This window comes from Hufsiella ginkgonis, assembly GCF_009834915.1.
Taxonomy (GTDB): Bacteria; Bacteroidota; Bacteroidia; order Sphingobacteriales; family Sphingobacteriaceae; genus Hufsiella; species Hufsiella ginkgonis.
Map to the genome: position 1 here is coordinate 1 of NZ_WVHS01000004.1, position 13,076 is coordinate 13,076.

The 13,076-nt window shown below is 41.5% G+C and carries 12 protein-coding genes and 1 pseudogene; 10 read left to right on the plus strand and 3 right to left on the minus strand.

Annotated features, from left to right (window positions below):
* The 3 genes and pseudogenes from GS398_RS16380 to GS398_RS16390 all read right to left on the minus strand — a co-directional run.
* Positions 1-315: pseudogene (locus GS398_RS16380) on the minus strand (radical SAM protein); the annotation flags it as partial.
* 12 nt (positions 316-327) lie between these two features.
* Positions 328-570, minus strand: coding sequence for a hypothetical protein (locus tag GS398_RS16385; RefSeq protein WP_160907901.1), 243 nt, complete (start codon positions 568-570; stop codon positions 328-330).
* Between the two features lie 16 nt (positions 571-586).
* A complete protein-coding gene (locus tag GS398_RS16390) occupies positions 587-1,240 on the minus strand; it encodes a recombinase family protein (protein WP_160907902.1) in 654 nt (217 codons plus the stop codon).
* 221 nt (positions 1,241-1,461) lie between these two features.
* Between GS398_RS16390 and GS398_RS16395 the strand changes: the two genes are divergently transcribed.
* The 10 genes from GS398_RS16395 to GS398_RS16440 all read left to right on the plus strand — a co-directional run bounded on the left by GS398_RS16395 (position 1,462) and on the right by GS398_RS16440 (position 13,057).
* Positions 1,462-1,935 (plus strand): hypothetical protein, encoded by a 474-nt coding sequence (locus tag GS398_RS16395; RefSeq protein WP_160907903.1) that lies wholly within the window; start codon positions 1,462-1,464, stop codon positions 1,933-1,935.
* Between the two features lie 425 nt (positions 1,936-2,360).
* On the plus strand, positions 2,361-3,665 hold the full coding sequence (locus GS398_RS16400; RefSeq protein WP_160907904.1) for a tyrosine-type recombinase/integrase: 1,305 nt from the start codon (positions 2,361-2,363) through the stop codon (positions 3,663-3,665).
* Positions 3,666-3,844: 179 nt separating this feature from the next.
* Positions 3,845-5,119 (plus strand): DNA methyltransferase, encoded by a 1,275-nt coding sequence (locus GS398_RS16405; RefSeq protein WP_160907905.1) that lies wholly within the window; start codon positions 3,845-3,847, stop codon positions 5,117-5,119.
* Positions 5,120-7,585 (plus strand): ATP-binding protein, encoded by a 2,466-nt coding sequence (locus GS398_RS16410; protein ID WP_160907906.1) that lies wholly within the window; start codon positions 5,120-5,122, stop codon positions 7,583-7,585. It abuts the gene before it with no gap.
* A gap of 27 nt (positions 7,586-7,612) precedes the next feature.
* Positions 7,613-9,463: a Z1 domain-containing protein gene (locus tag GS398_RS16415; protein WP_160907907.1), complete on the plus strand. Its 1,851-nt coding sequence runs from the start codon at positions 7,613-7,615 to the stop codon at positions 9,461-9,463.
* Positions 9,460-9,927 carry a hypothetical protein gene (locus GS398_RS16420; protein ID WP_160907908.1) on the plus strand — a complete coding sequence of 156 codons (468 nt, stop codon included), beginning with the start codon at positions 9,460-9,462 and terminating at the stop codon, positions 9,925-9,927. The genes GS398_RS16415 and GS398_RS16420 overlap by 4 nt, the downstream gene beginning before the upstream one ends.
* A 236-nt stretch (positions 9,928-10,163) precedes the next feature.
* Positions 10,164-10,958, plus strand: coding sequence for a DUF3825 domain-containing protein (locus tag GS398_RS16425; RefSeq protein ID WP_160907909.1), 795 nt, complete (start codon positions 10,164-10,166; stop codon positions 10,956-10,958).
* Positions 10,959-11,381: 423 nt separating this feature from the next.
* The gene (locus GS398_RS16430) at positions 11,382-11,576 is read left to right on the plus strand and encodes a helix-turn-helix domain-containing protein (protein ID WP_160907910.1); all 195 of its coding nucleotides are present in this window, start codon (positions 11,382-11,384) and stop codon (positions 11,574-11,576) included.
* A gap of 112 nt (positions 11,577-11,688) precedes the next feature.
* Positions 11,689-12,597: a DUF8464 domain-containing protein gene (locus GS398_RS16435; protein ID WP_202406108.1), complete on the plus strand. Its 909-nt coding sequence runs from the start codon at positions 11,689-11,691 to the stop codon at positions 12,595-12,597.
* Positions 12,590-13,057: a JAB domain-containing protein gene (locus GS398_RS16440; protein WP_160907911.1), complete on the plus strand. Its 468-nt coding sequence runs from the start codon at positions 12,590-12,592 to the stop codon at positions 13,055-13,057. Before GS398_RS16435 ends, GS398_RS16440 begins: the two co-directional genes overlap by 8 nt.
* Positions 13,058-13,076 lie beyond the last annotated feature (19 nt).

A 13,076-nucleotide genomic window follows, 5' to 3' on the forward strand; every position in this document is an offset into this window, starting at 1 on the left:
GGTGTGTATCCAGAAATTCAGAGCTTTCGGACTGGCTGGTTTTTGCGGTGCGCTGAATGCGTCGTCAAAGCGGATGATTTCCATTCGACTCAGTTGTGCCAGAAATTTCTCCAGCAATTCCGGTGCGATGACCAGCTTGTCTGCAAGGGTAGCCAAATCGGTCACTCCGTCCACTTCTTGCAAAATTTCATACTGTCGCCTGTTCAATACCCGAAACGAGTGCGGATATGAACAATTGACTGTATAGCCGTAATCGTCATTGATCAGGCCGGAGAGCAGTTCTGGCGATCTACGCGGCACTAAATCTTTAGTCATCTTCAATAGTAATTAAGTTCCACAGTCGCAATTGGCATTAACGGTGGTCGCGTTCAGATAACCTTTGCCTCTGGCATTTTCAATCATTGTCACATCGTCAAACAGCATGTCGTTTTCTTCAATATCAACATCGCTGGAGCAATTGCAATCGGGGCTTAAATGGTTGGCATCAAAGCGCAGGTAACTTGCGCCTAGAGCGGTTTCAATGATTTCTGCATCATCAAACAGGATGTTGTTTTCGTTTGTGGTCAGCATAGCAGTTAATTTATCGTTAATCACGGTGTTGTTTGTTCAGTCGGTTCATAAGAGCAAAAACCGTAGTCGGATGCCATTTTCCACCTTCTCGGAAAGTCGGTACACCTTTTTTATTCAGTTCGTTTGAAACTGCGCGAATGGAGATGATACCGCGTTTTCGCAGCCGCCGGATTACCGGGGACAACTTAGTTGCAAATTCTTCCGCGGCTTGCTTGTTGATAACGGATAGTATTTTGCCGTTCTTTCCAAGTTCAACGCCTCGTTTCCTTGCAGCGTTCAGCGCCTCTTTGGTCGTTTCACTAATTCGCTGGCGTTGATCCTGGGCGACAGCCGCAAGAATGTGAATCGTCAATTCGTTCGCATGCGGATTATCCGCAACAACGATTTTTACTTTCGATTTGACAACCCCGGCAATTTGTTCCACATCCCGGCCAAGCCGGTCCAGCCTTGCCACAATCAGCGTTGCTTTATTTTTTCTGCAAAGTTCTAATGCTTCATACAATCCGGCTCGGTGTTTCCGGGTCGATTTTACTTCTATCACCTCTGTGAGCAAGTCGAAACCGTTCGTATTGCAATAATGCTGCACCGCGCTTTGCTGGGCATCCAGCCCCAAACCGCTTTTGCCCTGCCTGCCAGTTGACACGCGATAGTATGCGATTGCATGCTTCATTGGCTGCCTCGTTGTGTTCATCATTAAACCATCGGCTATATTTGAGCAGATATTGATTAAAAATCGCTTACCGAGAAATACAAAGCCTCTGCAATTCAACGGCTTGGATTTGGCGTATTCCGGGGAAAAGCGGTTTTTCGTTAACGGGTTGAAGATGGTTTATTGATGTACAAATTTCATGAGGAAATTTGCAGTTCTTTTTATATCAGGGATGACACCAATTGGCTCTCGCGCTTTCAATCCTCGCACTGCTGGCAACCTTTTATCAAGCTTATCTGCAACGCGTTCATAACGCGAAGTCGTTAAAGCCGCTTATTCAGATTGATGTGATGGACCGCAAACGCGTCATAAGCGTCCTGATCCGTAACAACGGTGTCGGACCTTTCATTATCAAAAACGTCTCCTTTACAACGAAGGGCAAACATTTTTCCGAACTAGAAGAATGTTTAAACCTCAATCCACGGTCTTATCAACATTACACGGTTTCAGAAACCGTCGATAAGGTCATTCAATCCGGGCAATCTCACATCGTTTTTTCAACAGAGTTTGAGCCGACTGATACGGGCAAGGACATCGACAATGTTAGGGATCAGCTATCAACCCTGGAACTGAAAGTTGAAGGCATTGACGTTTATGATAACAAGATCGTTGCAGTGCGAAACCTGCTTTGGTTTAATCGGAAAAAGGGTTCATAATGAACTTATTCTCCTGTTGTCTGTCTGCGGACCAGGATTTGCAGCTTCTTTGATTACGAGAATATACTTGCACACCGAATTTATCTTATATTATAGTCTTTCCGCAGCGTCGCTGCAAAGTGCCGGGATCGACTTACGACCCTAGGTTGAACCAGAGTTGAACCGGAATGTAAGAGGACTAACGGGATATATTAAGTGGTTGATAAATTGGTTGCGGGGGCAGGATTTGAACCTGCGGCCTTCAGGTTATGAGCGCGGCCAATATGTTATATAGGAGGTTTAATGCAGATAGATAACATTCAATTTGTGTTATCAAAACAGGTATTTAGCCCACATGTAGCCTTTGATTGATATGTATCTCGATTATCTGTTCTTACTTCCCAAAGTTGAACGAGGGTTGAACCGATAATCTACGGAGAAATTACATGTCCAATACCATTGTCCAGTTTACCAAAGCCAACATCAAAGCATTACCTATTCCCCTACAAGGCCGAGTTTATTACAGAGACGCTCAACTGAAAGGGTTGTCGGTATGTGTCTTGCCGACGGGGCGAACAACCTTTTACGTAATTAAGAAGGTTAATGGCGAAGCAGCCAAAATCTACCTAGGGCCGTTCCCTGACCTTTCAATTGAGAATGCTAGAAAGCAGGCACAAGTAAAACTTTCGCTCATCGCGCAAGGTATCAATCCCCAAGACCAAGTTCGCACTGCCAAAGAAGAAATGACCTTGGGCGAGCTATTTGAGCAATATATGAGCAGATACAGCAAGCTACATAAGAAATCATGGATATATGACGAACGGGAGATCCCGAGCTTTGTATCTCACTGGTTCGGAAAACGCATATCTAATATTTCACGAAATGACGTCCAAAGTCTTCACGAAGAAATTTTCCTAAAGTCCGGTTTATACCAAGCCAATCGAATGCTTGAAAGAATTCGAGCTATGTATAACAAAGCAATCTACTGGGGATGGCAAGGGCAGAATCCATGTGTAGGAATTAAGAAATTCAAGGAGAAATCTCGTGATAGGTTTGTTCAGCCTAACGAAATGCCGTATTTCATCCGCGCCTTAAATGAAGAAGAAAGTCAAACTATCAAAGACTACCTCTGGCTTTTACTATTAACCGGGGCACGAAAAATGAACACGATGATGATGCGCTGGGATGAATTGAACCTTGAAACTCAAGAATGGCGTATTCCTGATACAAAAAATGGCGATCCATTATTGTTACCCCTAGCCTCGCAGGCGGTAACAGTTTTGAAGCGCCGCCGCGAGACATCAAAAAGTGATTGGGTTTTCCCCCAAGATGGAGATTTAAGTAAGCATATTGTAAACGAGAAGCGTGGATGGAAACGGACTCTGGAGAATGCCACAATCTATCTTTGGCGGGATCACTCAAATGTGTCATCTTGGTTGGAAGAAGTTGAGAGAAATGATGAGAACCCATATCACACCAGGCTTTTTAAACGCATTAATCAACGCGCCATGCAACAAAGCATTAAGTTGCCAGTCGGCTTAATGGATATTAGACTACATGATTTGCGGCGAACGTTTGGTAGTTATCAAGCAATCGTAGGGGCGAGCCTCCAAGTTATTGGAAGAAGCTTAGGTCATAAGTCACTTCAATCGACTCAAATTTATGCTCGCTTACACCTTGATCCTATTCGGGATTCAATAGGTAAAGCTACGCAGGCGATGCTTTACGGCTCTGAACTGAGTTCCACTTAATATACCTCCCGTAAATTTAGATAAAGAGCGTGAATTTCGTTAAAGTACGACGATTTCATGCTCCTTAAAAATTCGGCAAGGATTTTAGCAATAAGCATTTAATGGTATATTGTATTTACGATTACTTTATTATATAAACTATTAATAGCTTTACAGATTTACGCATCGGAAAATATTCAATGAGAACGAGCCAAGCATTTTTGCAAAAATTTGATACTGAGGTTAATAAAGATTGGTCGTTTGCTGAGAGCAGGTCTGTTGAACACCTAACACACGGCTATCATCGCTATCCTGCAAAATTTGTTCCGCAATTAGTAAAAAAGTTAATTGAGACCTACACCCAAAAAGGCGACAAAATCGTCGATGTTTTTGCGGGTTGCGGCACCACTTTAGTCGAAAGCAAGGTTCATGGTAGGACTTCTGAAGGGGTTGATATCAATCCGGTCGCTGAACTTATCACAAGAGCAAAGATTACAGCTATTGAGCCGAAGAAGCTTCAGAAACGCTATGAAAGAATTCAATCGGCAATCCAGGGATATGAGCCATTCAGAGTAGCAGCGCCGGAGAAGCACCCTCGAATTGATTATTGGTTTCGGGAAGAAGAGAAGGATAAGATTGCCTTTCTATATCATATCATCTTGCCGATCCGAGATGAGCATTTAAGAGATTTTTTTCTTTGTGCATTGTCAAACATCCTGAAAAACTGTTCAAGGTGGTTACAATCGAGCACAAAACCACAAATAGATCCTATTAAGGTAATTAGGGAACCCTTTGCGGCTTTCGAATTTCAAGTAAAGCGAATGTTAAAAAAGAACGGGCAGTTTTATGAAGAATTGTCCAATAATAAAGCGCTTAATGTAAAATGCAAAATCCGTCTCGCTGACGCCCGCAGAACGAAGATCAGAGCTAACTCGGCGAATGCGATTATAACATCCCCCCCGTATGTTACATCGTATGAATATGCTGATATTCATCAGTTGACAGGATATTGGTTTGATTATATTGCCGATATTACCTCGTTCAGAAAAGATTTTATTGGCACCTTCTATTCAAACAATAAAGAAACAGAAACAATTGTTCCCATTGCTCAGGAAATCGTACAAAGGCTTATAGCGATAGATAAAAAAAGCGCAGGTGAAGTCGCTAACTATTTTAATGACATGTTTGCCGTGGCAACAGAAATGCGGAGAATACTAAAGCCAGGTGGAGTTGTCTGTATGGTGGTTGGCAACACAACAATGAAGGGAGTTAAAATAACTTCCGCTGAAGCTTTTGCTCAAATGCTTTCGATGCAAGGGTTAAAGATTGAGAATGTAATTAAGAGAGAAATCCCTTTTAAATTGATACCTACAATTAGAGACAAGAAAACTGGTAAGTTTACTACCTTGGACAGCAAAAACAAGAAGTTAGTCTATCCAGAAGAATTTATAATAGTCGCACGAAAAAAGGTTTAAATGGATCTCCGTAATATAGGCACCAGAATTGATGATATTCCTGTAAAAATTAGCTACAAAATCATCGAGCTATTTTCAGGGGGCTTATATTCGAGTCCTAATAAGGCGTTTGAAGAATTAGTCAGTAATTCCTACGATGCTCGTGCAACAAACGTTGCAGTATATATTCCTGTAGATCGCCTGAAGGAAAACTCTACTCTGTGGGTATGTGACAACGGCGACTCGATGGACCGCGAAGGCTTAAAATCACTTTGGAAGATCGGTGAGTCTCCTAAAAGTGGGGAACGAAAAAACGGAGATCGGCTTCAGATCGGCAAATTTGGTATAGGCAAACTAGCAACTTATATCCTCACCTATAAGCTGACTTATATTTGCAAAACAGCGGAGGGCTATTTTGCAGTAACAATGGATTACAGCAATATACATGAATCCACCGAGCAGCTAATCTTAGATGAAATCCAGTTAACGGAAGAAGAAGCGAAAACTCTCATTAAGCCATACACCGCAGTCAGCGGAAAAAACCTTGTCCCATTTGAAATGTGGGGAACTGCTTCGGAGCCTACATGGACTTTTACAATCATGTCCAAGCTGAAACCAAAAGTGGGTGAGATACAGGAAGGCCGGCTGAAATGGATTTTATCAACTGCGTTACCTCTTAATCCAAACTTTAAACTTCACTTTAACGGCGCCGAACTACAGTCGAGCAAGGAAAAAACCAAAATCTTACAATCGTGGATTTTCGGCCAAGATGATGCAATAGTCGATAGGAATAAAGAATACACAATTGGTGAGTATTTAGGAAAACCCTGTGTAAATCTGCCAAACTTATCAAATGTTGTTGGCCAGGTTGACTTGTATAAGGAATCATTAGTCAAAACCAAAGCCGATGATTGGGGACGGAGCAATGGTATATTTCTGATGGTTAGAGGCAGGCTTGTGAACCTAGAAGCAACATTGCCAGGGATGAGTGCATTATCACATGGTATTTTCAACAGGATAAGAATTACTGTTCATGCTGATGAACTAGATGATTATATTACCTCAACACGCGAGAACATTAAAGATTCGCTGCCTTTCGAAGACCTGAAAAGATATATACAGAGAAAATTCACAGAGGCAAAAGAGTACTATTTCAATTTAATCGAAGAGGAAGAACGCCTAAATTTAGCTTCCTACAAAGTAGCTCGCGCTTCTTCTGGCTTGTCAAGACGTCCGTTTCTAGTAGCTGCTCGAAGAATTTTTTCTGGGGAGATTAGTAATCTTGTTTTAACGGACATCCCAGAAAGACTAACAGCACAAGAGAAACAGGAAATCATTAAAGAACTTGAAGACAGCCTTTCTGGTGAAGCCGCGGTTATTAAAGAAATTAAGTGGGCTGCACTAAAACCAGAAGACCCTATCGCTAAATTTGACTTACTTTCAGGTGTCGTGCGGGTAAATATAATGCACCCGTTCTTTGCTAATTTTATTGAGGATATTAAAAGTAAGCTCCCATTCGAGTTATTTGCCGTAACAGAAGTTATCACCGAAGTGTCGTTAATTGAGCAAGGTGTCAGCGAAGAAGATGTCAGAGAAATAATCTATCGGCGTGATCGTGTACTACGGGAACTAACTTTCAGTGATAAGCAGAACGCACCTGCTGTTGCAGCATTATTGAGAGCAACACTCAATGATCCTGATGGCTTAGAGGATTCTGTAGAGAAGTCATTTAAAACTCTAGGCCTCGAAACGACACCGATTGGTGGAAATGGAAAACCAGACGGTAAGGCAGTAGCTTACTTGGAGCATCGCGGGTCGAAAGAGAATTACTCTTTTACCTATGACTCCAAAAGCACCTCAAAAGATCGAATAATGGCAAGTACTGCCCACATTTCAGGTGTGGACAGACATCGAAGAGATTATGAGGCAGATTTTGCTGTCATCGTAGCCATAGATTATCAAGGGGCAGAAGATCCGAATTCGGCAATAAACAAAGAAGCCAAACATTCGAAGGTCACTTTGATACGAGCAAGTGATTTATGGAGCCTAATTTTATCTGCGGCCCCTAAGCAACTAGGACTAAAGAAACTACGTGAGCTGTTTGAGACTTGCCATACAGTAATTGAAACATCTAAATGGATTGACGATATCAAAAACTCGACTGTTGACCAAGGGCCAGTGAAAGAAATTCTCGAAACTGCTTACGACTTAATACGTAATGATACCGAAAGGCCTAACATAACAGCTCTCAGATTAACCATTAAGTCGAAATATCCCCATCTTAAAGATATAACCTCAGAACAGATCAAGATTCACATACAGAGTTTGAAGACTATCGTGCCGAACTATATAACATTCGAGAATGACGAGATTGGGCTTCAAAACACGCCAGCAATAATTCTTGCGCAGATAAATCAGATTTCTTCTGACACGAATATTCCTTTTGAATTTAGGGATATTTTTATTCAGGCATTTAGTCAAAAATAATCCATAGGTTTTGTAAAGAGGGTATGCATGTTTAATTTAAAGGAACTTAAAAAAGAAACTACGAGCAATAATCGCTATGAAAGAAGGCTTGCAAAATTGGTTGCCGCAGGGCAAGAAACCAACAGAATTAGCGCTGTGGTGGAAAACGCCATACAGAATATAAAAGGTAATCAGAAATCTTTCGTCATATATGGCGAACCTCAAAGCGGTAAAACCGAGATGATGATTGCACTCACTTCAAAACTGCTAGATGAGGGGTTTAAAATAATTGTCGCTCTATTGAATGATAGCGTTCAATTATTAGGGCAAAACCTTGAAAGATTTCAACGTTCTGGGCTTTCTCCTTCACCTAAAAAATTCAGTGAGATACTGTCTCCTGAAGTAAAAATAGGAAACCATCAATGGGTAATATTTTGCAAGAAGAATTCGAAAGATTTGCAGAAGCTAATTCAAAAGCTTAACGGTACTTCCCAGGTGGTCGTTATTGACGATGAAGCTGATTATGCTACGCCAAACTCCCAAGTTAATAACGCAGAAAAAAGCCAAATCAACAGGCTCACTGGAGACTTAATAGGCAAGACTGGTATTTATATCGGCGTCACAGCTACACCAGCTCGACTAGACTTAAATAAAACTCATGACAACCAAAATGAGCATTGGATCGATTTTCCGCCTCACTCCAACTACACAGGGCAGGATATTTTTTTTCCGATAAATTTGAGTAGTCTGCCTTATCGGCTTACCTTTTTACCAGATACAGGCGACGATCCTAAATATTTAAGAGAGGCTCTATTCAGCTTCATGGTTAACGTAGCATATCTGAACAGTTCCGTTAACACTGTCGATACTAATTATTCGTTATTGATACACACAAGTGGGAAGAAGGCAGACCACTCGGTAGATTACAAACTCATAATAAAAATCTTTGAAGCGTTAATTGACGAGACAAATCCCAATCACTCACAATACTTGCATAAGATTTGGGACATAGCAAAAGAAAGGTATTCTGGTTACGAGGAACATATTACCAAGTATATTATTGCCAACTCAGACCGCAATAACGTAGTCGTGATGAATAGCGATAAAGAGGTAAACGCTGCGGATAATAGAACCGCGACGGATCCGACCGCACCGTTTACGGTTATCATTGGCGGCAATATCGTTTCTAGGGGCGTCACTTTTAATAATTTGCTTTCAATGTTCTTTACAAGAGACGTAAAGCACAAGTTGCAACAAGATACTTATATTCAGCGAGCTAGAATGTTCGGATCGCGTGGTGCATATCTTAAATATTTTGAGCTAACAATCCCTAAATCACTGTTCTTGGACTGGCAAAAGTGTTTTATTTTTCACAGATTATCGTTAGAGTCACGCAAGCAAGATAAGCGTTCTCCTGTTTGGTTAGATGGCCAAAGAATTACGGCAGTAGCAAGTGCTAGCATTGATAAGACCAACGTCCTTATAGATAAAGGGGAAATGAGCTTCAATCTCTTCGATTACAGTGAAGCAGATATACTAGAAGTGCTTAACCAGAAAATTAAACCTGTTTTAAAGGCTAAAGCTTTATCTACCCTTTTAGGGAAAGATTTTTTTCCGGAATACTTGATCAGTTATATTGAAAGTTTTTCGCCATCAGGCGACAGTTCGTTGGCAATCCATTCACCTAAAAGCATTGCTAACTATGCTGATAAAGAAAATGAAACAGATAAAGCAACGATCACTCGTACCAGAGGTTTCATTGGTAATCGTGAAATGGAGCTTACAAAATTCCCTAACGCCATCCACCATATTAATATCCTCTTTAATGAGCACGGGAGAGCCCGTGTTTTTTATAAGTATCAAGGTAATATTCGCTTTCTAAAAACGGTAAAGAAATGATTAAGGAGTTTGAGTTTTATCACGGTGCAGTAATGACGCGATTGATCCATGGAAGTAAAGAGACCTTATCAATCGTTCCCTACCCTAGCGTTAGTAATGCATCATATGTCGTTAATGGAAATACAGGTATTTATATTAAACACTCGGCTAAACGTATGTCACCATGGAGATTTAGTTTCCAGAAAGAACATCAAAGTGAATTGCTGCAAATGAATACACAGCTTGCTATCGTATTCCTTATCTTGGTATGTGGCGATGACGGCATTGTAACGCTAAGCTATAATGATTTGAAACTTATACTTGATGATGTCCATGGGGAAGTGGAATGGATAAGTGCATCAAGAAACCCCCGCAAAGAATATACTGTGAAAGGGTCTGACGGCCAACTTGGAAGGAAAATCGGTAAAAATGATTTCCCGAGGAAAATCCTTGCGGCCGTTGGCAGTATTCACTTGATGCCTTAAGCTTTGCTGTAAATCTTGGCAGGGTATCGTTGTAAAAAATGTTACAAAATTTTGTTTGGATCAATAATTGTTGTAATTTTGTGAGAAGATTTAAAAGTATTTTAATATACAAAGTTTTAAAACATTCAGTACATACTCGCAAGTAACTTACAAGATTCAGATTTAAACATTTAAGTTTTAAGAAAATACAAATAGCCACCAAATTCGGTGGCTATTTTAATATATAGCTTATTAACATGGATTTATTTGGCTTTGGGCAGTTTTTAAAATTCGAGGAATGCATTAGGCATTTAGCAACTAGGTTAGCGCTGAATGAACAGTGGGAATATTCTGATCCAGCAAAGGAACTTGCTGAGGGTAACAATGCAGCTAACTTTCCGTTGCCTGTTTTGAGAAATTATTTAGAACACACCTTTCGAAAAGTTAAGTCAGAGGATAAAATTGTCTATACCCCGGATAAAAACTTTGCCTGTTTTAATACAGGTTTAGTTACCCCTAATCTGGAAGATATATTTGCGTTTTTCGAACTTAATAAATTTAATAATCCACGGGCACCATACTTTTTCAAAGCATTTATTAAGAAAAGTGATATCGAGTTTTTAATTCACTTTTCGCAAAATCAACCTGAATCAGCCAATTATTTTGATCAGCCCGCGCTGTTGCTCTTTAATCCGAAACTCCAACTAATACCAAACATTGATCATATCATACAGGACAATAAGGGTCGATTTCCTGAGCCGCTTAGACAAGCTCCTGATCGTGAAATTAGGTCAAGGCTTATGGGTGCGATTGACGACATTTCTAAACGAGTTAGGATAAATTACAAAATCGCGATTCCGCAGTTTTACGATAATAAGTTTCAGTTACTATTGCCACTATATCTTGTTGACAACACAAAACCTGATTTGGCTTTAGTAGTGGAGAAGATCAATGAGAACACATACAGTGCCTGGACCTGCCTTACCATGGGGATGGCGTATAATAACGCGAGATTGATAGTGAGTCCGCATAGTGAATGGCTAAAGCCGTAATGAACTTCGTTGGCTAATTCCAGGCAAGAACACAATGGTTGTTGTCTCACTTCTCACTCGTAGCCATCCGGCAATATTCCGGTCATCCTGCGGATAATCCCATCGATTTATCCTGATGGTAAATGTCAAATCGCGCTTCATCAGCCGCTAAATCCCACCCAAGAACGACTTCAAGGCTTACCGTCCGTTCGCCTTAATCATTGTCACAGTAAAGGGCGGGTTGCGAATAGTGGTCTATCTGCCTCGTCTTTGGTATTATAAAGCATTTGGTGAGATAGAAAAGTTCAGCAAAGACCTTTAATTTTCTTTAATATACAGCGATCCGCTTGACAATGATAGGTTGATTTCGTATCCATGACGCGCTTCATTGACGCAATCCAAGCGTCACTATGTAGACCAACCCATAAAGACTAAAGGATTAAAATGTTAAATAAAAAAGGTAAAGACCTCCTGCTTAATCGCAAGGAGGCGGCGAAGTATATTGGCTTTTCGCCAGGTTCCCTTGCTACTTGGGCATGTACCAAACGCCATGATCTCAAACCCCGGAAAATCGCCGGGCGGGCCTATTACGAACTTGCCGTTCTCGATAAATTTTTGGAAGGGCAGCTAATAGGTTAAAGGCGGGAAAGGAAGTTTTTGCCAAAACTTTCCTTTCCCTTTGTTCCAGATCACATCACAACACTTCTTTGGAGATCGCTCTATGAATATAGAACAAGCGAATACTATAACTATGGCTGAAATTCTCGACAAGCTAAATATCGTCCCCACTAACGATAAGGGTAACGACGTATGGTATCTATCCCCCTTCCGTAATGAAAAAACGGCCAGTTTTCATGTCAGCCGCAAGAAAAACAAATGGTATGATTTCGGCGAGCGAGTGGGCGGCGATGTCGTTGGGTTCGTTTGCAAATATCTCGAATTCTGCGGTGAACCTCATTCCGTATCCGACGCCCTCCGACTGCTGCGCAAAATGTGGGGTAGTCAAGCAATTTCGTTAACCCTTCCACAAAGGAAAACCCCAACGGAGGAAGCCGAAGAAGCAGAACCGGCGTTAAGGCTGAAAAAAGTCGAACCGTTAACCAAGATGGGGCTAGGGAACTATCTCGAAAAACGGGGCATCCCCTTGGATGTAGCAAAACGCCATCTCTTCCAAATCCGCGTTCACAACAAGAAAACGGATAAATGTTTTCGCACCCTCGGCTTCAAAAACGAAGATGACGGATGGGAGTTGCGGAATCCCTTTTTCAAAGGGGTATTGGGGCCGAAGACTATCACGGCCATTCCCCGAGAGCAAAACACGAAACTGGAAGCCATCCATATTTTCGAAGGTTTTCTGGATTTGCTCTCAGCAATCGCCCAGATGAAAGGCAAGGGCTTTAAGCATGATGTGATCGTCCTGAATTCGATTGCCTGTATCCCTAAAGCACTGCCGTACATTCAGGGCTACGGTTATAAGGTAATTTATACTTGGATGGATAATGACGATGCAGGTTCTAAAGCAACAGAAATCTTTGCCGAATTCGCCAAAACGGAAGAAGGGTTGCTGCACAAACCAATGAACGATCTTTATAAGCCGCATAAAGACGTGAATGAATGGTGGATGGCGAAGCAGGGCCTGAAGGAGTTAGCAAATGACTAAGCGTCTTTCCTCCTTAAAAGCTTTGGAAGTCGAGCTTAACTATCGTACCAAAGTTCCCTGCCAGGACCGCCCGAAGATTGTGAGCGCCAACGACGCATTTATCCTTTTGCGTCATTATTGGGATGACAATAAGATTGACCTGATCGAGGAGTTCAAAATTCTCCTGCTTGATCGGGGAAATACCGTTTTAGGCATCTCAAATGTCGGCAGCGGAGGAATAGCGGGCTGCATTGCTGATCCTAAAATTGTCTTTGCCCTTGCGCTGAAAGCCAGGGCAACGGGGATCATCCTTGCACACAATCATCCCAGCGGCAGCCTCAAGCCAAGCAGGTACGATATTAACATCACCAAAAAATTCGTTGAGTGCGGAAAGATGCTTGAAGTCGACATTTTGGATCACTTGATCCTGACTTCTGGCGGCTTCTATTCCTTTGGTAATGAAGGGATGATTCCGATTTAATAGCGGTGCCGTAACAGCT